19 protein-coding genes and 1 pseudogene are annotated in these 23,098 nt (G+C 71.9%); 15 read left to right on the top strand and 5 right to left on the bottom strand.

The features are described 5' to 3' along the window. The 5 genes and pseudogenes from ACLF6P_RS04145 to ACLF6P_RS04125 form a co-directional block, all read left to right on the top strand. A pseudogene (locus tag ACLF6P_RS04145) lies at nucleotides 1-1,412 on the top strand (hypothetical protein); the annotation flags it as partial. Continuing rightward, a complete protein-coding gene (lepB, locus tag ACLF6P_RS04140; RefSeq protein WP_415948146.1) occupies nucleotides 1,412-2,125 on the top strand; it encodes a signal peptidase I in 714 nt (237 codons plus the stop codon). The pseudogene ACLF6P_RS04145 and the gene lepB, both read left to right, overlap by 1 nt. Before the next feature lie 161 nt (nucleotides 2,126-2,286). Then, nucleotides 2,287-2,544 (top strand): hypothetical protein, encoded by a 258-nt coding sequence (locus ACLF6P_RS04135; protein WP_415948145.1) that lies wholly within the window; start codon nucleotides 2,287-2,289, stop codon nucleotides 2,542-2,544. A 568-nt stretch (nucleotides 2,545-3,112) separates the two neighbouring features. Continuing rightward, the gene (locus ACLF6P_RS04130) at nucleotides 3,113-3,832 is read left to right on the top strand and encodes an RNA polymerase sigma factor (protein WP_415948143.1); all 720 of its coding nucleotides are present in this window, start codon (nucleotides 3,113-3,115) and stop codon (nucleotides 3,830-3,832) included. Then, nucleotides 3,832-5,067, top strand: coding sequence for a hypothetical protein (locus tag ACLF6P_RS04125; RefSeq protein WP_415948142.1), 1,236 nt, complete (start codon nucleotides 3,832-3,834; stop codon nucleotides 5,065-5,067). Before ACLF6P_RS04130 ends, ACLF6P_RS04125 begins: the two co-directional genes overlap by 1 nt. Before the next feature lie 204 nt (nucleotides 5,068-5,271). On the opposite strand, the gene ACLF6P_RS04120 is transcribed toward ACLF6P_RS04125, so the two are convergent. After that, a complete protein-coding gene (locus ACLF6P_RS04120) occupies nucleotides 5,272-6,186 on the bottom strand; it encodes a L,D-transpeptidase family protein (protein ID WP_415948141.1) in 915 nt (304 codons plus the stop codon). 343 nt (nucleotides 6,187-6,529) lie between these two features. Here ACLF6P_RS04120 and leuE point away from each other — a divergent pair, with 343 nt between their 5' ends. Together leuE and ACLF6P_RS04110 are read left to right on the top strand one after the other, a co-directional pair. After that, nucleotides 6,530-7,219: a leucine efflux protein LeuE gene (gene leuE, locus ACLF6P_RS04115; RefSeq protein WP_415948139.1), complete on the top strand. Its 690-nt coding sequence runs from the start codon at nucleotides 6,530-6,532 to the stop codon at nucleotides 7,217-7,219. A gap of 91 nt (nucleotides 7,220-7,310) precedes the next feature. Continuing rightward, nucleotides 7,311-7,889, top strand: a complete 579-nt coding sequence (locus tag ACLF6P_RS04110) for a Uma2 family endonuclease (RefSeq protein WP_415948137.1) — start codon at nucleotides 7,311-7,313, stop codon at nucleotides 7,887-7,889. A 16-nt stretch (nucleotides 7,890-7,905) separates the two neighbouring features. Here the strand turns inward: ACLF6P_RS04110 and ACLF6P_RS04105 are convergent, their stop codons facing one another. After that, entirely contained in the window at nucleotides 7,906-9,261 is a 1,356-nt protein-coding gene (locus ACLF6P_RS04105) for an FAD-dependent monooxygenase (protein WP_415948158.1), read from the bottom strand. A 142-nt stretch (nucleotides 9,262-9,403) separates the two neighbouring features. Here ACLF6P_RS04105 and ACLF6P_RS04100 point away from each other — a divergent pair, with 142 nt between their 5' ends. From ACLF6P_RS04100 to ACLF6P_RS04090, 3 genes are all read left to right on the top strand, one after another. Further along, nucleotides 9,404-10,078 (top strand): TetR/AcrR family transcriptional regulator C-terminal domain-containing protein, encoded by a 675-nt coding sequence (locus tag ACLF6P_RS04100; RefSeq protein ID WP_415948136.1) that lies wholly within the window; start codon nucleotides 9,404-9,406, stop codon nucleotides 10,076-10,078. Nucleotides 10,079-10,318: 240 nt separating this feature from the next. Further along, nucleotides 10,319-11,287, top strand: coding sequence for a glycosyltransferase family 2 protein (locus ACLF6P_RS04095; RefSeq protein ID WP_415948135.1), 969 nt, complete (start codon nucleotides 10,319-10,321; stop codon nucleotides 11,285-11,287). A gap of 4 nt (nucleotides 11,288-11,291) precedes the next feature. After that, nucleotides 11,292-12,689, top strand: coding sequence for a polysialyltransferase family glycosyltransferase (locus tag ACLF6P_RS04090; protein WP_415948134.1), 1,398 nt, complete (start codon nucleotides 11,292-11,294; stop codon nucleotides 12,687-12,689). Between the two features lie 61 nt (nucleotides 12,690-12,750). Here ACLF6P_RS04090 and ACLF6P_RS04085 read toward each other — a convergent pair whose 3' ends face one another. From ACLF6P_RS04085 to ACLF6P_RS04075, 3 genes are read right to left on the bottom strand one after another with little or no spacing between them, the layout of a single operon-like run. Beyond that, a complete protein-coding gene (locus tag ACLF6P_RS04085) occupies nucleotides 12,751-13,851 on the bottom strand; it encodes an acyltransferase (protein ID WP_415948133.1) in 1,101 nt (366 codons plus the stop codon). Further along, entirely contained in the window at nucleotides 13,848-15,998 is a 2,151-nt protein-coding gene (locus ACLF6P_RS04080) for a polysaccharide pyruvyl transferase family protein (RefSeq protein WP_415948132.1), read from the bottom strand. Before ACLF6P_RS04080 ends, ACLF6P_RS04085 begins: the two co-directional genes overlap by 4 nt. Beyond that, the gene (locus tag ACLF6P_RS04075; protein ID WP_415948131.1) at nucleotides 15,995-17,008 is read right to left on the bottom strand and encodes a hypothetical protein; all 1,014 of its coding nucleotides are present in this window, start codon (nucleotides 17,006-17,008) and stop codon (nucleotides 15,995-15,997) included. Before ACLF6P_RS04075 ends, ACLF6P_RS04080 begins: the two co-directional genes overlap by 4 nt. Before the next feature lie 227 nt (nucleotides 17,009-17,235). Between ACLF6P_RS04075 and ACLF6P_RS04070 the strand changes: the two genes are divergently transcribed. From ACLF6P_RS04070 to ACLF6P_RS04050, 5 genes are all read left to right on the top strand, one after another. Next, nucleotides 17,236-18,687, top strand: a complete 1,452-nt coding sequence (locus ACLF6P_RS04070; RefSeq protein WP_415948130.1) for a DUF6716 putative glycosyltransferase — start codon at nucleotides 17,236-17,238, stop codon at nucleotides 18,685-18,687. A gap of 32 nt (nucleotides 18,688-18,719) precedes the next feature. Then, a complete protein-coding gene (locus ACLF6P_RS04065) occupies nucleotides 18,720-20,036 on the top strand; it encodes a cytidylyltransferase domain-containing protein (RefSeq protein WP_415948128.1) in 1,317 nt (438 codons plus the stop codon). 91 nt (nucleotides 20,037-20,127) lie between these two features. Further along, a complete protein-coding gene (locus ACLF6P_RS04060) occupies nucleotides 20,128-21,054 on the top strand; it encodes an N-acetylneuraminate synthase family protein (protein ID WP_415948126.1) in 927 nt (308 codons plus the stop codon). A gap of 32 nt (nucleotides 21,055-21,086) precedes the next feature. Continuing rightward, nucleotides 21,087-22,220: a hypothetical protein gene (locus tag ACLF6P_RS04055; protein ID WP_415948125.1), complete on the top strand. Its 1,134-nt coding sequence runs from the start codon at nucleotides 21,087-21,089 to the stop codon at nucleotides 22,218-22,220. Between the two features lie 120 nt (nucleotides 22,221-22,340). Then, the gene (locus ACLF6P_RS04050; protein ID WP_415948123.1) at nucleotides 22,341-23,078 is read left to right on the top strand and encodes a hypothetical protein; all 738 of its coding nucleotides are present in this window, start codon (nucleotides 22,341-22,343) and stop codon (nucleotides 23,076-23,078) included. The last annotated feature ends 20 nt before the right edge of the window (nucleotides 23,079-23,098 follow it).

Genomic DNA, 23,098 nt, shown 5'->3' with positions numbered 1-23,098 from the left:
CGCGCACCCCGCGCACCCCGCGCACCCCGCGCACCCCGCGCACCCCGCGCACCCCACGTGCCCGGGCTACCGGGCGTGAGCCGGGCGTCGCCACCCAGCCCCGCCGCGCTCCAGAGCCCCGCCGCGCTCGAGAGCCCACCGGACCGGTGAGCCGACTCCACCGCCTCCGCGTCTCCCCGCCCTTCTGGCTGGCGCTCGTCACGGCGGCCGTGTACGTCAACCAACTCCTCTTCACCGTCTACGTGGACCGCGTCCACGCCGGCGACCCGTCGTTCATCGCACGTCACCTGCCCGCCGGCTGGTTCGATCTGGCCGAGCTGCCCACCGCCCTGCACGGCCTGGTGGCCGCCGTACCCGCGCCGGAGCTCCTCGCCCCGAGCGTGCTGCGCGTGCAGGCCTTCCTTGAACTCCCCTTCGTTCTCCTGGCGTTCGCGACCGTCCTGCGCTGGCTGGACGCACCCCTGTACCGGCTGATCGCCCGCTCACCCCTGCTCCCGCTGGCCGCCGCCTCGTACACCCTCGTCTTCTGCCTGGTCGAGTGGGATGTACGGAACCCGTACACGGTGGACGACCTGCTGCTGCGTGCCGTATCGGCCGTCGTCACCCCGTGGCTGATGGCTCGTGCGGCGGCGCGGGACCGGGCGACGGGCGGCCAGGTGTCCGCCTCCGTCGGCGGCCTGCTCGTCTTCATCGGCTCGCTGGCGGCGCTGGGCGGTCTTGTCCTCGTCGTCTACGAGACCGCGCTCCTCTACAACCTGGGCCGCCTCGACGACCGCCTCGCGCTCGCCTGCGCGGCCGCGGCCGCCCTGCTCTGCCTACGGGCTGCCGCACCCCGGCTGCCCGTACGGAACGGGCCCGCGCCCACCCTGTCCTTCGTGGTCCATGCGCTGCGGCACTGGCTGGCGCTGTTCTTCGTACCCGCGCTCGCGGTGCGCTACGGGCTGCTGTTCGGGACACAGTTCCTGGCGCTGGCGGCGGGCGTGCTGACGGCGGTGCTCGCGTGCGCGGGGGCCGGACGCGCGGCGCTGGCGGAGACCGGGGACGTACGGGATGACGCGGGTGTACGGGATGACGCGGGCATACGCGGCGACGCAGGCGTACGGACCGGCGCCCACGCACCCGTCAGCGGCGCCCACGCACCAGGCGGCGGCGCCCGGCGTACGAGGCTGGCCGTCGCGGTCGGCGCGGCGGCCCTCGCGGGGGCCGGCGGGGCGGGCTTCGCGGTGTGGCTGACACCGAAGTCGTATGTGGAGGTCGCCCTGCTGTCCGGCATGGCGGCGTTCCTGGTGGTGGGCGTCGCGGTGTGCGGCCTGATCGACCTCCGGCAGGGGCCGGCGGCCGTCCCCGCAGGCGTCCGTACGGCCGTCCCCTCAGGTGTCCGTACGGAGCAGAAGGAAGAGAAGAGTCCTTGATGCAGCAGGCACGAGCAGGCCGCGGTCTCCGGACCGCGGCCTGGTTGCTGCTCCCGGTCGGACTGGTGCTGATGGTGGCCGGAATCGGGTTCGCGCGTACGGACTACGAGGGCGTCACCGTTCGGGGCCAGGCGATGGAGCCCACGTATCAGGTCGGCGACCGGCTGGTCACCGAAGTCGTCGACACCGACGCGATACGACGCGGTGATGTCGTGCTCGTCGACGTGCCCGGACGGTACGGGGGCGCACCGGTCCTGCAGCGGGTCATCGGCGTCGGCGGCGATCACGTGGAGTCCCCGGACGGCGAGCGCGTCGAGGTGAACGGCGAGCCGCTCGACGAGCCGTACCTGACGAGGGAGGACTTCCCGGCCGTCCACGAGCCGTACGACGTACACGTGCCGGAGGGCCGGCTCTTCCTGCTCGGCGACAACCGCGCCAACTCGAACGACTCCCGCTACTTCCTCGACGACCGCTCGGGAAGCGTCGCGGCATCGGGGGTGCTCGGGCGAGTGGTCGACAACCCGGCCGTCCCGTACACGCTTGTCGCCCTGGGCATCGTGGGCGGTGTGCTCACGCTGACCGGGATCGGACTCGGCATCGGCGGCTATGCGACCGGCCGCCGCGCCCGGCGGACGGCGGGCTGGGGCGCGCCTCCGTCGCCCGGGGTGTGGCCCGGGGCCCGGGGCCCGGGGCGTGGACCGGACGCCCCCTGACGGGCAGGCCCTGATGGACACGCCCTGACGGACACTCCCTGATACCTTCCGTGCCGGACAAGCGAACAGCCGGAGGCCGCCTGACAGTCCGGCCGACCCGTCCCCGGCCGTACCGTACAGCCGTGTCTACAGGGGGTTTCGTGAAGCAACGATGGAAGTTGATGCTGGTCTGCAGCGTTCCCGTACTCGGGCTCTCGGGGCTCGCCGTCGCGGCGCTCGTGGAGTTCGTCGCCGACGGCCCGACGGCCGAGTTCTGGTTCCCCAGCAAGGGCTCGGACAGCACGATGAGCGCCTGGGGCGCGTCCCTCTCCTATGCCCTCATGGCGGCCATCACCTTCGCGATCGCGTGGTCCTTGTCGGCGAGCGTCGACCGGATCGGACCGGCGGATGGCGAGGACCCGCCCACCGACACCCGCTGACACCGCCGCGCGAAGTCCGCGCCGTCTGTTCCGGGGCCGTGCAGTGCGGAGTCAGCGAATGCGGCATGCTCCTCTCCGGTTCGTGCAGGGGGCGGACGAGGAGCTGTGCCTGGAGTGTCGACGTCAACTCAAGTCCGGAGCGGAGTCCCGGCAGCGCGAAGCGCTTCCGGTCTACGCGGAGGCCAGGGGGACCGGATCTTCAACGTCCTGCTCGCCGAACGGGTCCTCTGCGCCAACTCGGCGGACCCGACGTCATGCGAGGCCGGCTCGACCGTCTCCTCGCCGTCATGTACCACCCGCCTGAGTCACGTTTCCGCAGGTCGAGCGAGTGGCATCCAAGCGAACAGCCGGAGGCCGCCACCCCCCACAGGAGAGGCCTCCGGCTGTTGCGTGTGCGGGCGGTCCTTGGGGAGAGCTGCCCGCATTCCTTACAGCGTCACGGATGCGTTTTGTGTCACACCCCGCTGTGTGACCCCGTTGTTGCGCGTTGTACAAACATGGACGTGACATAGGCGAACGCCGTACCGTGCTGCATCGCACGGGGCTGCGACATGGGCAGGATGAGGCATTGCTGGGGGATGACGCGGAGCTGACCGCCGCGGTGCTCGCGGCGCAGGGTGGGGACGAGGCGGCGTTCCGCGCCGTGTACCGCGAAGTGCATCCGCGGCTGCTCGGGTACGTCCGCACCCTGGTCGGCGATCTGGAGGCCGAGGACATCACGTCCGAGGCCTGGCTGCAGATCGCCCGGGACATCGGCCGCTTCGACGGGGACGGGGACCGTTTCCGCGGCTGGGCGGCGCGCATCGCGCGCAACCGGGCGCTCGATCATGTACGGATGCGGGGGCGCAGGCCCGCCGTCGGCGGCGACGAGAGCGAACTCACCGGCAAGCCCGCCGAGTCCGACACGTACGGCGAGGCCATGGAGGCGCTCGCCACCGGGCGCACGATGGAGCTGATCGCCCGGCTGCCGCAGGACCAGGCCGAGGCCGTGGTGCTGCGGGTGGTCGTCGGGCTCGACGCCAAGAGCGCGGCGCAGACCCTCGGGAAGCGTCCCGGAGCCGTACGCACGGCCGCGCACCGCGGGCTGAAGAAGCTCGCCGAGCTGCTCGGACCCGATGAACGCAAGGCCGCCGGAGCGCTCGGCGCCGTACCCGGACAGTGGAACGGACGCACCGCCCCGGCACCCCGCGGACACGGCGGGGTCACGCACGAACGTCCCGACGAAACGGAGCACGACCGCACCGGTGGTGTGACGCATTCGCGGATGCGGACGCAGAAGGACATGTGATGGCCGACGAGGACAACCGGTGGTTGACGAAGGACGCCGCGGAGCGACTGCTGCGCGGTGAGCCTCTTGATGCCGTCGACGGCCGTCGCGACGGCGAGGCGGCACAGCGGGCGGCACGGCTGGCCCGCACGCTCGACGCCCTGCGGCTGGAGGCGGGGGCGGGGGCGGGTGCCTCGGGCGAGCAGTCGGGTGCCGTGCCCGGTGGGCTGTCGGACGGTGCGTCCGGGGCGCGGGCCGACGGCGCGGCCGGGGAGCCGGTGGGCTCCGTATCGGGGGCGCGGTCGGGCTCCGTGCACGGTGAGTTGCCCGGGGAGCTGCCCGGTGAGGCGGCCGCTGTGGCGGCGTTCCGGGCGGCGGGGCATGGTGCGGCGGCGTCCGGCGCAGCGGCGTCTGCAGCGGCGGCATCCGGCGCCGCGGGTGCGGCATCCGATACGCCCGTAATGCCGGTACGTACGAGAAAGGGCGCCCACGCGGTGCCCGCCGGGGCGGGACGGCTCTGGGCACGCCCCCTGCGCTTCGGTCTGGCCGCCGCGCTCGCGGTGGGCGCGATCGGCGGGGTCGCCGTGGCCGCGGGCACGGGCGTGCTGCCGACACCGTTCGGCGGCGACGACCCCGGACCCGCCGCAACCGTCTCGGCCGCGGCCACGCCGCCGGACGCCCCGGAGCCGGGCGTCACCTCGACCGACGGCGCGCGGGAACCCTCCGCCGCGACCGGCGGGAGCTCCGGGCCGGCCGAACCCGGCGAAGGCGAAGGCGATACGACGACCGACACCGACGGCAGTGGTGGCAAGGACGCGTCGAGCGAGGACGGCAAGCGGCAGCAGTGGGCCGAGGGCGATTCCTATGACCGTACGGTCGAGGCCTGCCGCGCTCGGGTGGCTGGGCGGCCACTCGACGAGGAACTGCGCAAACGGCTCGAGAAGGCGGCCGACGGGGCCGAGCGGGTCGGCCGTTTCTGCTCGGACGTACTCGCCGGCAAGTACGAGCGGGGCGACGGCGAGGAGTACGACGGCGGCGTGCTCGGCGGCGGCACGGCCGAGGGCGGCAAGGGCGAGGGCGGCACCGGCGGCGAGGGCAGCGAGAGCGGCGGGACCGGTGAGGACAAGGGGAGCGGCGGGACCGGTGACGACCGGGACGGCGATGCTGACGAGGACGGTGCGGTGGGCGGCACCACGGCCTCCGCCCCGACCGCACCGCCAAGAGGCTCCGCAGTGCTGCCTCACTCACCCCTCTGACCTGCACTTTCCCCCGATCTCAGAAATTTTCTCGTCAGGGTGTGACACTTTCGCGTCCGTCGGCGCAGATAGAAGTGAGCCGACTGGTCATCGGCGTGCACGAGCCGGGATTCCCCCCGTATCCCTCGGCTCGGTGCAGTCGGCGCGGGGTGGGACTCGTTCCCCCGGTCCCATCCCGCGCCCCCCCCACTCCCTCACCTCACCTCACCGGTACACGACGACCTTGTCGCCCTTGCGTACCTGCTCGAAGAGCGAAGCGATCTTCGCCTCGTCGCGGACGTTCACGCAGCCGTGGGAGGCCCCCGCGTAGCCCCGGGCCTTGAAGTCCGAGGAGAAGTGGACGGCCTGTCCGCGGCTGAAGAACATCGCGTACGGCATCGGCGTGTCGTAGAGCGTCGAGTGGTGGTACCGGGACTTGAAGTCCACCTTGAAGAGCCCCTCGCGCGTGGGCGTGGCGGGCCCGCCGAAGCGTACGTCCACCGTGAGCTTCGCCTTGCCGTCGACCATCCACACCAGCGTGCGGCTGGTCTTGCTGATGCACAGGACCCGCCCTTCCAGGCACCGCGGGTCCGGCTTCGCGGCCGGCTGATCCCCGCCCGCGTACAGCTCGAAGTACCCCGGCTTCGAGGTCATCCCGAGCAGCTTCTTCCAGGTGACCGCGTCCACCTCGCCGGTCTTCGGCAGCCCCCGCTTGCCCTGGAAACCCTTGACGGCCTTGACGGTGGAGTCACCGTACGAGCCGTCCGGGTATGCGAAGAGCCAGGCGATCTGCCGCAGCCGCGCCTGCAGTTCCCGTACCTTCTTGCCCTTGTCGCCGGGGCTGAGGACCGCGCTCTGCGCCTCGGGCCCGTCGGGCAGGGAGGGAGAGGCGGACGCGGAGGGAGAGGCGGACGCGGAGGGAGCGGAGCTCGGCTCCGCGGGCCTCGAAGGCTCCGCGGACTGCGAGGGATCCCCCGCCGGCTTGTCGTCGGTCGTCGTGGACTGCGTGGGCGCCGCGCTCTTCGAGGACGCGGCCGTCGGCGCGCCCGTGCCCGTCCCCGCGCATCCCGCCGCCGCGGCGACCACCACGGCTGCCGCGAGCACTCTGCGCGTGACGCCGCCGAACGTGTTCTGCTTCATCTGTGTCCCCCCAGGACCCCGGCTGCCGCAGGCCCCGTACCTGCCGCGTTTCCCCATAGATGCTGCCCGGCCAGGATTGGTTGCCAACCGGCAGCTCGATCCGCGGATGCGTTATGGAAGGGTGACTCTTTCCGGTCAACGCATGTGCGGAGGCCGTACAGAGGCCGTACGAGGCCTGTGCGGAAGCCGTACGGGGCCTGTACGGACGCCTGTGCGCAGACCGATCCGGAGGCCGATCCGGAGGCCGATCCGGAGACCGATCCGGAGGCCGACCCGGATCGGCGATTTCCGGGATGCGAAACGGCCGTGACCCGAATCCGCCTTTCATGCGACACTCCCGCCCATGCTGGGTGTCATAGATCTGCCGACCTACCTCGCGGGACTGATCGTCATCATCCTGCTCCCGGGCCCCAACTCGCTCTACGTCCTGTCGGTCGCCGCCCGCCGCGGCGTACGCGCCGGGTACACCGCCGCGGCGGGCGTCTGGTGCGGCGACACGGTGCTCATGGCGCTCTCGGCGGCCGGTGTGGCCTCGCTGCTGCAGGCCAACGCGCTGCTGTTCTCGATCGTCAAGTTCGCGGGCGCCGGCTATCTGACGTGGCTGGCCATCGGCATGCTGCGGGCCGCGTGGTCGATGTGGCGCACCCGGCGGGAACGGCTCGAACGGGCGGCGGCCGAGGAAGGCTCGGCGCACTCGGCGGACTCGGCGGAGAACGCGCCGACGGGGAAGGGCGAGAGGCCCTTCCGCCGGGCCTTCGTGGTCAGCCTGCTCAACCCGAAGGCGATCCTGTTCTTCATCGCCTTCTTCGTCCAGTTCGTGGACCCCTCGTACGCGCATCCGGCACTGTCGTTCGTGGTGCTCGGCGCGTTCGCCCAGCTCGCGAGCTTCCTGTACCTCTCCGCCCTGATCTTCGGCGGCACCCGCCTCGCGGCGGCCTTCCGCCGACGCCGTGCCCTGTCGGCGGGGGCGACCTCGGCGGCGGGCGCGCTGTTCATCGGCTTTGCGGTGAAACTGTCGCTGAGCAGCGTGTGAGCGTTGTGAGCGCCTCGAACGGGTGATCCCGGGCCGATTCCCGACGGGCGTGGCTACGCTCTAGACAGAGTCACTCCAGAAGGAGGATGCCGTGGCTGTACTGCAACATGAGATGACATTGGGCGACGCCGCCGACCTGCTCTCACAGTCCCTGCCTGGGCACCGCGTGGAGATTCTCCAGGGGAGGCTCACTGTGACACCGCCTGCTGATGGCTCGCATGCCCTGTCGCTGACGTGGCTGGTCGAAGCATTCGCCGGTGCCGGGGCACGCAGAGCAGGGCTCCGGTACGTTCAGGTAATCGGCCTGTGGCTGCCCACCCTGCCGGACGATTACGCGGTCCCCGACTTCTCCGTCGTCGACGAGGACTTCAGGGACGCCCACGTGGCGAAGAACTGCTATGCCCCCAACGTCTTCCGCCTCATCGTCGAAGTGACCTCGTCGAACTGGGCCGACGACCTCGGCCCCAAGGTCGAGTGCTACGCCCAGGCCGGTGTCCCCGCCTACCTCATCGTCGACCGCAAACACGACGAGGTGCTCCTCTACCAGGACCCGGCCGACGGCGAGTACCCCGCCCCGCGCCACTACAAGCGCGGCCAGTCGGTTCCCGTGCCCGAGTCCGTCGGCCTCACCCTCGACCTGTCCGTGGACACCCTCCTCGACGGCGACTGACCAGCACTGCCAACTGCTACCAGCACCCGAACGCCGTCCGGACCTGTTCGAGCCCCACAGGGGTCGCGTTCGCCCACCCCACGTAACCGTCCGGGCGTACGAGGAAAAGGCCGTCCCCGTACGCCTCGTACGAGTTGATGCGGGCCGTGCGGAGCAGGCCGTCGCCGTCCCCGGGCGGGGGCGGCTCCACACCCACCGCGAGCAGGGTGAAGTGCGGGCCCTGGAAGAGGTCGAAGAGGCGGATGCCGTCGACGAGGCCGTCGGGGGCGCGTTCGCCCGCCCGCAGCGTGCCGTCCGCGGTGCCGAGCGAGAGCGAGGAGTCGCGGTAGCCGAGGCCGAGTTGCTGGGTGGCGCGGCCGCGGGACTGTTCGCCGCGATGGATCCGGGTGGAGAGGCCGAGCATCTCGGCCGCCAGGGGGCGGCGTTCCTCCTCGTACGTGTCGAGCAGCGCTGCGGATGCCCGGCCACGCAGGACCTGGCCGAGCTTCCAGCCCAGGTTGTACGCGTCCTGGACACTGGTGTTGAGACCCTGGCCGCCCGCCGGGGAATGGACGTGGGCGGCGTCCCCGGTGAGGAAGACGCGGCCCGCGCGGAAGCGGTCGGCGAGGGCGGCGCGCGGGCGGAAGTCCGAGGACCAGCGGACCGCGGTGACGTCGTCGGCCGTCAGGTGCGTGCGGGCGTCGATCAGCTTGCGGACGCCGCCCGGTGAGGTGTCCGGGGTGCCCGTCCTGAACTGGGCCATGAGCTGGAAGTCGGCCGTGCCGGGCAAGGGGCAGAGGGCGAGCAGGCCGCCGGGGTGGCTCGGGAACAGGTGCCAGTTGTCCCGGTCGAGGCCGGTCAGTCGTACGTCGGCCACGAGAGTGGGGGCGGGGTCGACCTCCTCGCCCGCCATGCCGATGCCGAGCAGGCGGCGGACGGTTGAGCGCCCGCCGTCCGCGGCGACGACGTACCTCGTACGGACCTCCGTGCCGTCTCCGAGCCGCGCGGTCACACCGCCGTCGTCCTGGCGCAGACCGGTGACGCCCCGCCCGAACTCGACCTCCCCGCCGAGCTCACGCAGCCGCCGGTACAGGATCTCCTGCGTCCGCCACTGCGGCAGCATGCACGGGCGGCCCGCGTACGGCTCGGCGGGGCTCGGCTCCAGGGTCTCCTCCGCGAACAAGTCGTGCTCGCCGCGCCGCTGGCCGTCGGTCCACACCATGCCGACGGGAGCGGGTCCGCCGGCGGCGAGCACCTCGTCCAGGACTCCCAGGTCGTGGAACACCTCCAGGGTCCGGGGCTGCAGCCCCTTGCCCCGGGACCCCGGGAACAGCCCGTCGGCCTGTTCCACGACCCGTGTGCCGATTCCGCGCCTGGCCAGGTCCACGGCCATGGTCAGTCCGGCCGGACCGGCTCCCACGATCAGTACGTCGAGCACCCTTGCCTCCTTAACGGTGTTAAGTGCACCTTTCCGAGAGTGCACTTAACACCGTTAAGTCGTCAAGACGTCCAGGCCAGGAGGGCACAATGCCTTCGTGCCCCCCGCCAAACTCGACCGCCGCCACATCGCCGCCACCGCCCTTCGCCTCCTCGGCGACGTGGGCCTCGAAGGCCTGTCCCTGCGCACCATCGCGAAGGAGCTGGACGTCAAGGCCCCCGCCCTGTACTGGCACTTCAAGGACAAGCAGGCCCTCCTCGACGAGATGGCCACCGAGATGCTCCGCCGCATGACGGCCGACATGACCGCCGCGGCCACCGAGGGCAGCACCTGGCAGGAAACCCTCACCGACGCGATGCGCGGCCTGCGCGGCCACCTGCTGCGCTACCGCGACGGCGCGAAGGTGTACAGCGGCACCCGCTTCACCGACACCTCGTACGCCGAGCCGATGGAACGCATGCTCGCCGCCCTGGTCGCCGCGGGCTTCACCCCGAAGACGGCGGCCCGCGCCTGGTTCACGGCGTACAGCTACACGATCGGCTACGTGATCGAGGAGCAGGCGATGGGCCCGGCCCCGGGCGCGGACGGCGACGAGGGCTACGACCTGGAGGCCCGCGCCGCACGCCTCGCCCCGTACCCGCACGCCTCGGCGGCGGGCGACGAGCTGTTCCGCGACCACGACACGGGGTTCGAGGACGGACTGCGGGCCGTGGTCGCGGGGATCGCCGCCGTTGGTGAGCAGAGGACCGGTTGCGAGCCGGGCACTGGTTGAGGATCTGTCTGCGTACGCGCGCCGCCTGCTTGGCAGGCGTGTGGCCGAGGCGGGTTCCGAACGGCTATTTCCACCAGGAGGTGGACCGGACGGCCGGAGGGATGAAGTTCGGCGCGTGGTCGCGCATCATGTCTCCTCCGGTCGGCGGCCCACCCGGTTTCCCCACCCGGCACCCAGAGTTCACCCGACCGCCGCCAGCAGGGCAGCCCACGGCCAGCACCCCGCACCTAGCCTGCTCGGGTGCTCAAACTGTCAGTGATCGTGCCGTGTTACAACGTCCAGGAGTTCGCCCAGGACACCCTCCGTTCGCTTGCGCGCAACGCGCACCCGGACACGGAGTTCCTTCTTGTCGACGACTGCTCGACGGATGCGACGCCGCAGCTCCTGGACCGGGCCGCACGCGAACTGCCCCGCACCCGGGTGCTCCGGCACGAGACGAACCGCGGCATCGCCCATGCCCGCAACACCGGGATCGAGGCGGCGGGCGGCGAGTATCTGACGTTCCTCGACGGCGACGACTGGTACGCCCCCGGATACCTGCGCGAGCTGCTCGCGAGGGCGCAGGACCTGGGCTGCGATTTCCTCCGCACCGACCATGTGCAGGTCACCGACCGCGAACGCACCGTCCGCCGCGCCCCGGCCCGCCGCCGCGACGTCGTGCTGCCCGCGCGGGACGGGATCGCCCCGGCCGACATGGAGACGATGGTGGACTACCCGTTCGTCTGGGCCGGGATCTACCACAGCCGCCTCTTCGCCGACGGCGCCCTGCGCTTCACGCCGCGCCTGCGCACCGCCGAGGACCGGCTGTGGACCTGGCATCTGCACCTGGCCGCCGAGACCTTCGCCGTGACCGGTCTGCTCGGCGTCTTCTACCGGCGGGGCACCGCGACCTCGCTGACCCAGATCAGCGACGACCGCCAGCTCGACTTCATCCCCGCGCACGACGCCATGCTGGCCGCCGTGCAGCAGGACCCGGAGGCAGAACGCTTTCTGCCGAAGGCCATCAGGACGTACTGCGCGCTGCTCGAATTCCACGCGAAGAAATCCGACCGCCTCGAACCCGGCCTCAGCCGCCGCCTGAAGCAGGAGTCCGCGGCCGCGCTGCGGCGGATGCCCCGCGCGGTCCTGGAGCAGACGCTGACCGAGATGGACGAACGCCGCAGCGCCACGCTGCGCAGACTGCTCACCGTACGAGGAAAGGCCGCCTAGGACTGTGCCGGATCGTGACCCCACCACCCAGATCTTCGAGGTCTCGACGCTGTACGGCGCGGCGACCCTGGCCGCCGCGCTGGACGCCGGGCTCTTCGGGCCCGCGGCCGGGGCCCGCCGCATCCTCCTCGTGAGCAACAACGCGGCCGTCCCCGAGACCGCCACCCGGCTCGACGAGATGCGCGGCTGGCCCGCGCTCGCCGCCCGATTCGACGAAGTACGGGACTACAACCGCGAGATCGCCCCGCACCACCCCAGCCTGTGGACACCGAACCAGGCCGACGCCCCTGTCTGGCAGCGGCTGCTGCGGCAGGCCTGGGGGCTCGGCGACGGCCGGGTGGAGCTGGTCGTGGAGACGGTGACGGCGGCGCCCGCGAAGGCGCTCACGGTCCTCTTCCCCGACGCGGACGTGCACGTGTACGCGGACGGGCTCATGAGCTACGGCCCCACCCGCGACAAACTGCCCGGCCACCTCACCTGCCGTATCCAGCGGCTCCTCCACCTCGACCTCGTACCGGGCCTGCGGCCGCTGCTGCTCACCGAGTACGCGGTGCCCGCGCAGGTGGTGCCGGGGGACACCTTCCGCGCGGTGCTCGACGAGATCTCGGCGGGCACGGAACCTCTCGTCGCCTCGCCGGACGCAGAACCCGCCGCCACCGCCGGACAGTCGGCGACCGGCACACCGCAGCCCCCGACCGCCGTGCTCCTCGGCCAGTACCTCGCCGCGCTCAACATCCTGAGCGTGGCCGAGGAGGAGGAACTGCACGCGCGGATGCTGCGTGGGGCGGCCGCACAGGGCCACACCTCGGTGCTGTTCAAGCCCCACCCGACCGCGCCCGCCCGCTATTCGAAGGCCTTGGAGAAGGCCGCCGCGGACGCGGGCGTGACACTGACCGTCCTCGAACGGCCGATGCTCGCCGAGACGCTCTACGGGCTCATCGAGCCGCGGCTGGTCGTCGGCTGTTTCTCGACGGCGATGATGACGGCGGCCACGCTGTACGGGATCCCGGTGGCCCGGGTCGGCACGGACCTGCTCCTGGAGCGGCTCAAGCCGTACCAGAACAGCAACCGGATCCCGGTGACCATCATCGATGCCTGCGTACGCGAACTCGACGGCCCGGACCGCCCGGATCACCCCGTCCGTACAGCGGCCGAACTGCAGCCGCTCGTCGAGACCGTGGGCTACTGCATGCAGGCCGAGCGCCACCGCAGGCTGCGGCCTACCGCGGAGCGCTGGCTGCGCGAGCACCTCGCCGCCGACACCCGCCGCTACTTCAAGCGCAAGCGCCTCACCGCCCTCGAACTGCCGGGCGGCATCACCCAGGGCCGCCACGTCCCGGCCGCGCGTACGGCGGTGCGGGCTCTGCGCAAGGCCCGCCGGAAGCTCGCCGGATCCAACTGAACGGGCTGGGCCTGTGGGGAGGTTCCCCACAGGCCCAGCCCGTTGTCGCCACTCGTCTGATTCACCCCAGATACTTCTGCAAACCGATCCGCTGCCAGGCCAGCGAGGCCGCGAAGGAGCAGCAGATCACGAGCGCCGTGAGCCCGAGGACCTGCGCCCAGGCCGCGGCGGGCGATGCATCGGCGGAGACGAAGGGGCGGGCCACGAGGTCGATGACGAGCACGTGACAGAAGTACGCGCCGAGCCCGGCGCCCGCCAGTCGCTTGGTGACGGGCCGCACCCGCTCCGGGAGGCGCAGCCGGCTGACGGCGAGGATGACCGCCGCCATGAACACCCCTCCGACGACACTGGCGTTCGGCATCGCATAGTGCACCTGCGACTGGTACCACAGCACCGTGCCCGCGGCCGCGAGCGCGATCCCCGCCCAGACGAACCGGGCGCGCCGCCCGCCCCGGGAGGTCAGGCCGATCAGCAGGGCGCCGAGCACCGCGTACACGAGGGAGTAGACGCCGAAGCCCCAGCCGAACCTGGGCAGTTCGACCCCGCCGAGCTCGCCGATGTCGGCGAACAGCTGCGGCCCGGCGGCCACGACGGCCAGTACGGCACCGAGCGCCCAGGGCCGCTGACCGGCCCGCAGCAGCACCACGAACGCGAGCAGCACGATGACCGGCAGATACGCGTACATGAACCACAGGTGGTACGCGGGCCGCACCGAGCCGAACAGGGAGCCGACCGCGAGCTCGGCCACCGGATCCTCGTGCGTGTCACGGAATCTGGCCCACAGGATGTACAGCGCCGTCCACACGAACATCGGGATGAGCGTCTTCTTCAGCCGCCTCCCCATCCGCGCGCTGTCCTTCGGCGGCGCCCCGACGAGCACGGCCCAGCCGGCGATCGCGAAGAACACCGGTACCGCGTAGGCGCCGAAGGAGTCGACGCTCATGCCCGCCCAGTACGCCCCGGAGCCGTTGGCCGGGTCCTTCTGCACGGCCGCGATGTACTGCGCGCCGACATGGCTGAGGATCACTCCCGCGGAGCCGAGGAGCCGCAGCAGATCCACGTCGTCGCGGTGGACACGCTTGACGGCACGAGCGGTCCCGCTCCCGGTCGTACGAGGCGGCGGGACGGCCTGTTCGGTGGCCGGGGCGTCGGGTGTGCTCATGCGGACATCCTTCTGTGGAGCGTGTCGAGATTGGTGCGGGTGATGGCCCACAGCTCGCGCTGCCGGTCCCGTACATCGGCGGCCGCCGCGGCATGCTCCGTGAGCATGCCGACGGCCAGCTCGGTCAGCCGTTCCGCGAGCCGCGGATCGTGTACGGACACGCCCCACTGCGGGCGGGCGATATCGGCCAGGAAGTACGCCATCTTGGGGTGCGAGACCAGGCTGATGACCGGGGTTCCGCAGCCGAACGGGATCATCGTGGCGTGCCCGCGCATCCCGATGACGAGCCGCGTGCGGCGGTACAGCGCCAGGATCTGCGCGTTCGAGCGGTCGTACAGCGGGTCGACGGGGACGGTCAGCCCGTGCTCGCGCCGCAGGTCGTACGTGAACTGTTCATCGGCGGGCGTGTGCGCGGCACAGCGCACCTCGGCGTACGGGCGCAGGGCGCGTACGGTCTGCGCGAGCTGCGCGAGGAAGCTGCCGTAGCCGCTGCCGAAGCGGAGGGCCGCGCGGTCGTAGGCGCAGTTGATGTGCACGGTGGGGGCGGGCGTGGGTGTGGGTGCCGGTTCCGCCGGGGTGCCCTTCTCGCCGTTCCCCTCACCGCTTTCCACGGCGCGGTCCAGGGCGTTCTCCGGGACGAGCAGGCGGGTGAGGGTGGTCGGGCAGGGCTGGTGGACCACCTTCTCCTGCAGCCGTACGGGCAGCAGGTCACGGACCCGTTCGACCGACCCGCGGTTGCGCAGGCCGAAGAACGCGGACTTCTCCACGAGGAGTTCGAGGCTCCGCCGGAATCCTTCGCGGTGGTAGCCCTGGCCTTCGAACAGATTGAAGCCGACGGCGAAGACGGCGAGCGGCACCTCGATTTGGGCGAGCAGCTCGTCCGGGATGTTCCACTGCCAGCCGCTGTTGCCGTTGGGCATGGTGTCGGGCAGGAACAGCCCGCCGCCGCCCACGATCAGCCCGCGCCGTGCGTTGACCTGGTCGAGCGCCGCCTCGTCGAAGAGGCGGTGCACGGGGACGGGGTGCCAGAGGCGGGGGTCGGGGTCGCCGGAGACCGCACGGGTGGTGCCGGTGCCCGCGTTGTCGGTGCCCACGCTGTCGGTGCGCGTGCTGCCGGTGCCGTCGACGAGAGGGCTCAGACAGCGGCGTACGGCATCGGGCAGCTCCTTGTCACCGGCGTTCTCCTGCCCGCTCGCGTAGAGCGCGACATGGGCGAGCTGACGGCCGGGATCGATGCCGTCACCGGGGGGCGGCGGCTCGGGCACGCCGTATGCCTCCGGCCGCTGGAGGGTGCGGCAGACGCGGTTGCCGGGCTCGGCCTGCAGCCCTTCGCGCCCGAACCGGCGGGCCTGACCGTCTTCGCCCCGCAACCAGGCGAGCCGGGCGAGCTGGCTGAACGCCTTCGGCGCGAGCGTCGGATCGGCGGTGGCGAGGAGGAGGTGCGTGGCGGCCTCGTCGTAGCGCGAGACGGCGAGGAGCGCCGATCCGAGCGTCTCGTGGAAGCGCGGCTGGTCGGCCCGGGCCCGCACCGCGGTGAGCACCTCGACGGCTTCCTCGTATCGGCCCAGGCTCCGGTAGGCGAGGCCGAGTTGACGGGCCAGGTCGACCTTGGGGCGCTCGTCGAAGAGCGGGCGGCCCAGGTGCAGGAGCAGCTCGGGGTGCTTGTCGCCGGGCAGGGCGGCGTACGCGGCACGGAACGCGGTGTCCGTGAGCCGGTAGAGCCGCCGCTCCTCGTCGCCGGGTTCGAGCTGGACGGTCAGCTTCGGACCGATGGTCCAGCCGGGTTCGCAGCGGATCACCCGGTCGTACGCGGCCGGGTCGCCCTCCGCGACGATCCGCGGATACAGCCGGCGGGCCTCGTCGAGATCATCGCCGCCGCTCCCCGGCTCACCGGCCCCGTTGCCCGGCTCACCGCTGCCGATGTCCCCGGCCCCGCTCACCACGAGGAAGTCCTCGCATTGCTCCGGATTGGTCAGGGCGAGGCTGCGCAGCAGATCCGGCAATCCGGGACCGTACCGGCAGAGGAAGGCGGTCCGGGGTGCGCCCGTGAAGCCGGACGCCGAGGTGGCCGACGAGGCGACCTCGGCGGTACGGGAGGTCGTGGCCGTGGCTTGCGTGGCGGCGGACCGGGTGGTGGTGGTCGTCATCGCAGTGTGGCCCTCGTCCCGTTGCTGTCCGTGGCCCGCCCGGCCACCCAGTCCCGCTCGGATCGGTGCAGCGCGCCGAGCCCGTACACATCGAGGCGCGGGCCCGCATCGAGGAAGTCGAGCAGCCGCAACAGGCTGAAGGCGGCGCTTGCCTCGCCGTGCCCGCGCTCCCCGATCAGTGCCGGATCGGAGAGGGGCCGCCGCAGGGAGGCGTCCCCGAGGAACCGCTGCCGGTCGGGCATGATCGCCCGGACCGCCTGCCGCCATTCCTCACCCGGATCGCCGAAGACGATCCGGGTCGTCACCGCCCGGTTCCAGCAGGTGGTGCTGCGGTGGTCGGTGACATGCACGTCGGCGCGCTGACCGGCCGGGAAGAACCCGCACCGCACCACCACGTCGTACGCTTCGAGCCCGGCCACCTCGCTCTTGTCGGCGACGACGGCGATGCTGCGTCCGGCGATCCGGTTGCGCAGATCGCCGACGCCGATCGGCTCGGTGGCGCCGAGGAGCGGGTCGGGCATCCGCGGTTCCGCGAGTAGCCGTACGTACGTGGCGTAGAGCTCGACGAACTGCCGGGCCCCCGCGCTGCCTTCGCTGCGCAGCAGCCCGGTCGTATCGGCGGCGAAGGCGGCACTGAGCCGTGCGGGCGGCTCCTGATCGCGCAGGGCTGCGGCGAGTTGACCCCGGGGGAGCAGGGCGACGGCCCGGTCCAGGCAGTTCTGTTTCTCGGCGGCATGCGTCCGCGGCTCCTCGACGCGTCCGCCCAGCTCCACGTATGCCTGGAAGGCGGCCGCCGCCTCGGTGCCGCGCCCGAGCGCGTCGAGCGCGCGGGCCTTGAGCTGCCAGGCCGCCCGTGACTTACGGCGCAGGGCGATCGCAGTGTCGGCGAGCTCCAACGCCAGCTCGGGCTCCGGCGCAGGACCGGGCTCCGAGGGAAGGGCGGCCTGTCCGGCGCGCAACAGCGCCTCGAAAACCGGGGGCTTCGGCCGTATCGGCCACAAGGTACGCACCCCGCGGACTGTGCTCCGGGCGTGGGTGCGGCGCATGACTGCGGGGGTAGGGAAAAGTGAACGGTGGGCGAACGGGGCGAGAAGAGGAAATCGAAGGTGAACAAGGAATGGAAAACGTGTTAACCGGTCTGCGGGCCGAGGCGATTCGCAAAGCGGCGGTGCGCTGTTAACCCGTTGTTGTTCTTTGATTCGGCCCGAGTCCCGAATTGCTTCCTAGCGTCTGGGGCGTGCCAAGCAAGAAGCAGACCAGGCGAGTTGCCGTGCTCGCGGATTCCGACACCCGCTGGAAATGGGGTGCCCTCACGGCGCAGCGCATCGCCGGCGAGGATGCGGAATTCCGTCTCGATGGATATCTCCTGCGCGGCCGTTCCACCCCGACGCCGCGTCAGCTGAGGGAAGTCGGCGTACGCGCGGACCGGCTCAGGGAAGTCACCGCGGTGGAGTTTCTGCACGCCATGGAACTCGGCGCGGACGAATGTGAACTCGCGGAGGGCGCTGCGGACGAGGGCGCCGCGGACGAGGGCTACGACATCCTCGTCCTCGCCCTCGTCGGAGGCGGCGTGCAGGCCATGCTGCACGGGCTCGCCCGCGTCTGGGAGGGCCGCGTGGACCGCCCCGTCGTCGTCACCGGATACGTCGGCGTCGTCTACGAGAAGCTCGCCGACGGACTGCTCCTGCGCCACGGCGCCGACGTCGTACTCGCCAACTCCCTGCAGGACGCGGAGCGGTTCCGCGCCGTGTACGAGGGGGTGGGCGCCGAGGCCGGTTCGGTCACGGAGTGTGCGCTGCCCTTCCTGGGCGGCGCCCCGTATACGCCCGCACCGCAGGGCACGCCCGGACCGCTGGGCACGCCCGGACCGCTGGGCACGCCCGGACCGCTGGGCACGCCCGGCCCGTTGGACTCGCCCGGCTCCGAGCCGTACACCGTCTGCTTCGCCGCCCAGCCCTCCGTACCGGCAACCCGCGCCGACCGCACGTACCTGCTGCGCCGGCTGATCCGGCACGCCCAGCTGCACCCGGACCGCGAAGTCCTGCTGAAGCTCCGCTCCAAGCCCGGCGAGCACACCACCCACATCGAGGAACTCCCGTACCAGAAACTGGCCAAGGGCCAGGAGCTCCCCGCCAACCTGCGCCTCGTCTACGGGCACATGGGCGAGGTCCTCGACCGCACCGACCTGCTGGTCACCATGAGCTCCACGGCCGCGCTCGAAGCGCTGCACCGCCGCATCCCCACCGCCATCCTCACCGACCTCGGGGTGCGCGAGGCGCTCGGCAACCACCACTTCACCGGCTCCGGCTGCCTCGCCTCCTGGGAGCAGATCGACGAGGGGCACGTCCCCGTGCCGGACGAGGGCTGGCTCGCGCGTCAGGGAGTCGCCGCGGACGGCGCGTACGAGACGGCCTTCGACGCGGCCCGCACGCGCATCACCGAACTGCTCGCCGAACCGCAACTGCCGCCCCTGGCCCCGTACTACACGCTCACCACCGCGCCCGGCTATCTGCCCGGCATCCTCGCCCGCCACCACCTCGGCCCCGACGGCCGCCCGCTGCCCGGAGCACCCACGGCCGCGACACCCCCCGGCGCCGTGCGCCGCGCCGTGCGGCAGGCCGCGCGCGGCGCCTACCGGCAAGGGGTGCAGCGCGTGGCACCCGTCATCCGGCGGATGGGGGAGCTGTGACCGGCCGCCCGCACACCTCAGGAGACAGCTTGATGACCACCCGATCCGCGGTGCGCGACGCCAAGTCCGTACGCAGGGTCCTCGCCGTGATCCCCGCGCGCGGCGGATCCAAGGGCGTGCCCGCGAAGAACCTCGCCCCGGTCGGCGGCGTCCCGCTCGTCGTCCGCGCCGTACGGGCCTGCCTGGCCGCGCGGCAGGTGACCGACGTGGTGGTCTCCACGGACGACGAGGCCATCGCCGCCGCGGCCCGCGCCGCGGGCGCCGAGGTCGTACGCCGCCCGGCCGCCATCGCCGGCGACACCGCGACCTCCGAGTCCGCCGTGCTGCACGCCCTCGACGCGCACGAGGCGCTGCACGGCGCGGGCGTCGACGTGGTGCTGCTCGTGCAGTGCACCAGCCCGTTCATCCTCCGCGAGGACGTGGACCGTACGGCCGCCGCGGTCATCGAGGCGGGCGCGGACAGCGCGCTGACGGTGGCGCCGTTCCACGGCTTCGTGTGGCGGGACGCGGCGGACTCCGAGGACACCCGCGGCCCCGGCGGTCCTGGCGGCTCCGGCGGCCCTGGCGGCCCCGGCGGCCACGGCGTCAACCACGACGCCGCCTTCCGCCCCCGCCGCCAGGACCGCCCCCAGGACCACCTGGAGACCGGCGCGGTCTACGCGATGCGCGCCGACGGCTTCCGCGCCGCCGGTCACCGCTTCTTCGGCCGTACGGACCTCATCGCCACCGACCCCGCCCGGGTCCTGGAGATCGACGACCCGCACGACCTGGCCCGCGCCCGCGCCCTCGCCCCGCTCCTCGACACCACCCGCACCACCACCCGCACCAGCACCCTGCCGACCCGCGCGGACGTGGACGCCGTGGTCCTCGACTTCGACGGCACCCAGACCGACGACCGGGTGCTGATCGATGCCGACGGCAGGGAGTTCGTCACCGTGCACCGGGGCGACGGGCTCGGTATCGCGGCCCTGCGCAATGCGGGCCTGCCGCTCCTGATCCTCTCCACGGAACAGAACCCCGTCGTCGCCGCGCGCGCCCGCAAGCTCAAGCTGCCCGTGCTGCACGGCATCGACCGCAAGGACCTCGCCCTCAAGCAGTGGTGCGAGGAACAGGGCATCGCGCCCGAGCGCGTGCTCTACGTCGGCAACGACGTCAACGACCTGCCCTGCTTCAGCCTCGTCGGCTGGCCCGTGGCGGTCGCGAGCGCGCACGACACCGTACGAGCCGCCGCCCGCGCGCTGACCACCCGGGACGGGGGCGACGGCGCGATCCGCGAGATCGCCACGTGGCTCCTGGGACCGGAGCTCCGACCCGAGCACCCGGCCACCACGGCCGACCTCACCTCGTAACCGGCCTCACCTCACCCCGTAACCCACCCCACCCCACCGCACAACCCACTTGCCTCCCTCATCCTCATCGCCCAGTTAGGAACTCCCCACCATGACCAGCACCTCCCGCCTCCGCACCCTCGGCAAGAAGACCGCGGGCCCCGGCCGCCCCGTCTACGTCACCGGCGAGATCGGCATCAACCACAACGGTGACCTGGACAACGCGTACAAGCTGATCGACGCGGCCGCCGAAGCCGGCTGCGACGCGGTCAAGTTCCAGAAGCGCACCCCGGAGATCTGCACCCCGCGCGACCAGTGGGACATCGAGCGCGACACCCCCTGGGGCCGGATGACGTACATCGACTACCGCCACCGCGTCGAGTTCGGCGAGGACGAGTACCGCGCGATCGACGAGCACTGCAAGAAGCGCGGCATCGACTGGTTCGCGTCGCCGTGGGACACCGAGGCCGTCGCCTTCCTGGAGAAGTTCGACCTCCCCGCCCACAAGGTCGCCTCGGCCTCCCTCACCGACGACGAACTCCTGCGCGCCCTGCGCGCCACCGGCCGCACGATCATCCTCTCCACGGGCATGTCCACCCCGCGCCAGATCCGCCACGCGGTCGAGGTCCTCGGCTCGGACAACATCCTGCTCTGTCACGCCACTTCGACGTACCCGGCGCAGGCCGAGGAGCTCAACCTCCGCGTGATCAACACCCTCCAGGCCGAGTACCCGAACGTCCCGATCGGCTACTCCGGCCACGAGACCGGCCTGCAGACCACCCTCGCCGCCGTCGCTCTCGGCGCCACGTTCGTCGAGCGCCACATCACCCTCGACCGCGCGATGTGGGGCTCCGACCAGGCCGCCTCCGTCGAACCGCAGGGCCTCACCCGCCTCGTCCGCGACATCCGCACCATCGAGGCCTCGCTCGGCGACGGCGTCAAGAAGGTCTACGAGTCCGAGCTCGGCCCGATGAAGAAGCTGCGCCGGGTCGCGGGCGTCGTCGCCGAGGCCGACGACCGCGAGCCGGTCGCGGTCTGAGCGCGCCGACGCCCTTTGACGACGGTGACGTGATGACGTCCACACGCGGGTCCGCCGCATCCTCCACGGATGCGGCGGACCCGGCCCGCGCCGAAACCCTGGCTTTCGTCGAAAGCCCGGTGCAACTGCTCAACGTCCTGGAATGGGCGCACGCCCGGGCCACCGGGCCCGGCGAGTACGGCGCGCGCGCGGAGCCCTCCGCGCGCCGTTCGTCCGCCACGACGATCGTCGTACTCTCCCCGAAGGACCCCATGACCCGCGGCCAGCTCCGCCGCGTGTCCGAACTCGCCCGCCAGGAAGGGCACACGGTCCGCTGGGAGGAGGCACGCGGCGGAACCAGCGCCCCCTTCCGCACCATCGGCGGCCTCAGACCGCTCCTGCGCGGGGCCCACCGCATCGTCATCGGCGACCCCTTCTCCCGCTACGTACAATTGCTCCTCACCCTGACCCGCGAGGCGCGCTCCTTCGTCGTGGTCGACGACGGCACCGCGACCATGGAGTTCATCAACCAGCTCGCCGCCGGCGAACGCCTGGTCCGCTGGCACCGTCGCGGCGGCCGCCCGGGCCCCCGTGACCTCCTCTTCGCCCCCGTCTCCTCCTCCGCCCGCCGCCGACTGACCCCCACCCCCTCCCGTACGGTCTCCGTCTTCACCTCCATGCCGATGTCGGCGCCCGAGGGCATCGCGCTCATCCACAACGACTTCTCCTGGACCCGGACCCGCTTCGGGCCGCCCCGGATCACCAAAGGTGCCGACCTGGTCGGCACCTCACTCGTCGAAACCGGGGTCGTCGACCCCGACCGCTACCTCGAAGCGGTCCGCGCCCTCGCCGCTGCCCACGGCGCCACCCGCTACTTCGCCCACCGCCGCGAGTCCGCCGAGAAACTCCACCGCCTCGCCGCCGCCACGAACCTGGAAGTCGTCCGCCCCGACCTCCCCCTCGAACTCATCGCCCGCAGAGGTCCGACCGGACGCCGCATCCTCAGCTTCCCCTCCACCGTCGTCCACACCCTCCCCCTCGCCCTGGCGGGCACCGGCGTGGAGATCGCGGTCTGCGACATCGACCCGGCCTGGCTCACCACCCACGCCTCCCCGCGCGCCCAGGGCTTCCTCTCCACCGTCACAGGCACGGCCCGCCACGCCCGCCGCCTCCCCTTCACGCCGTAGGCGCGTCACGAGAGCGGAGGCGGTGCGGACCTGCCGGCCCGTCCCAGCTCCGTAACAAGCACGAGGAAGGGTTCGCCAACTCCCTTACGATCGTCGGTATTCGGCAAACCCAAGGGGGCGGTGGCCATCGGTGACGCAGCGTGGGTAGGCGACGTCGTACGGACGGCGCGAGCGGTCTTCAAGCCGTCACGCCCCGACCGGGTCGTGGACGAGACGATCGAAGCACTCCAGATCGCCCGATCACTCGTCGGCGTGGGGGCCATCGTCTGGGTCACCTTCGCCTACTGGGACTCGGACGAGGCCATGCGGGAGAAGATCGGTGAACTGACACTGAGCGTGTCCATCCTGGTGTTCGCCGTGCCGCTCGTGCTCATCGCCTTCGTCGCCGCGGCCCGAGGGGCCGGCCGGGATCTCTATCTCAGCAGGATCGGCAGCCCGCTGATGGCGGTAGGGGTCATGGTGGCCGCCTACCTTGTGGCGTTCCGGGTCTGTCCGGCCATCGGGCTCGCGCTTCCGGACTGGGACCTGGTGCCCATGCTGATCGGGATACTCGTACTGCTCCCGGTGTTCGCCGTCGCCAACCTGTTCCTCCTCGTGGGCGCCTTCTTCTCGGTCGTGTCCGTCTTCCGGGTGGCCGACGTGCACGAGGTGCTGCCGCCGCTGATCTCACCGTTCCTGGTGTGGGGGATCTTCTTCATTCAACTGTTCGACCCGCCCATGGCCGGAGTGCCGACGGCGCTGCGCGTCCTGTTCCTGATCGTCCCGCCGCTGACCGGCACCCTGTTGTCCTACTGGGAACTCCGGCGTCTGCGCACCCAGCACGGCATCACCCTCAACCAAGCCCTCAACCACGCCTGACGGCAAGCCGGTTCGGATTC

The organism is Streptomyces lothianensis, from assembly GCF_047779955.1.
Lineage (GTDB): Bacteria > Actinomycetota > Actinomycetes > Streptomycetales > Streptomycetaceae > Streptomyces.
The sequence above is the reverse complement of the archived record's forward strand: the minus strand, read 5'-3'. Positions and strand labels throughout refer to the sequence as shown.

Excerpts from the sequence above, each read along its gene's own strand:
- lepB (WP_415948146.1), top strand. The coding sequence starts at position 1,412 with ATGCAGCAGGCACGAGCAGGCCGCGGTCTCCGGACCGCGGCCTGGTTG.
- ACLF6P_RS04135 (WP_415948145.1), top strand. The coding sequence starts at position 2,287 with ATGCTGGTCTGCAGCGTTCCCGTACTCGGGCTCTCGGGGCTCGCCGTC.
- ACLF6P_RS04125 (WP_415948142.1), top strand. The coding sequence starts at position 3,832 with ATGGCCGACGAGGACAACCGGTGGTTGACGAAGGACGCCGCGGAGCGA.
- ACLF6P_RS04120 (WP_415948141.1), bottom strand. The coding sequence starts at position 6,186 with ATGAAGCAGAACACGTTCGGCGGCGTCACGCGCAGAGTGCTCGCGGCA.
- leuE (WP_415948139.1), top strand. The coding sequence starts at position 6,530 with ATGCTGGGTGTCATAGATCTGCCGACCTACCTCGCGGGACTGATCGTC.
- ACLF6P_RS04105 (WP_415948158.1), bottom strand. The coding sequence starts at position 9,261 with ATGGCCGTGGACCTGGCCAGGCGCGGAATCGGCACACGGGTCGTGGAA.
- ACLF6P_RS04085 (WP_415948133.1), bottom strand. The coding sequence starts at position 13,851 with ATGAGCACACCCGACGCCCCGGCCACCGAACAGGCCGTCCCGCCGCCT.
- ACLF6P_RS04080 (WP_415948132.1), bottom strand. The coding sequence starts at position 15,998 with ATGACGACCACCACCACCCGGTCCGCCGCCACGCAAGCCACGGCCACG.
- ACLF6P_RS04065 (WP_415948128.1), top strand. The coding sequence starts at position 18,720 with ATGACCACCCGATCCGCGGTGCGCGACGCCAAGTCCGTACGCAGGGTC.
- ACLF6P_RS04060 (WP_415948126.1), top strand. The coding sequence starts at position 20,128 with ATGACCAGCACCTCCCGCCTCCGCACCCTCGGCAAGAAGACCGCGGGC.
- ACLF6P_RS04055 (WP_415948125.1), top strand. The coding sequence starts at position 21,087 with ATGACGTCCACACGCGGGTCCGCCGCATCCTCCACGGATGCGGCGGAC.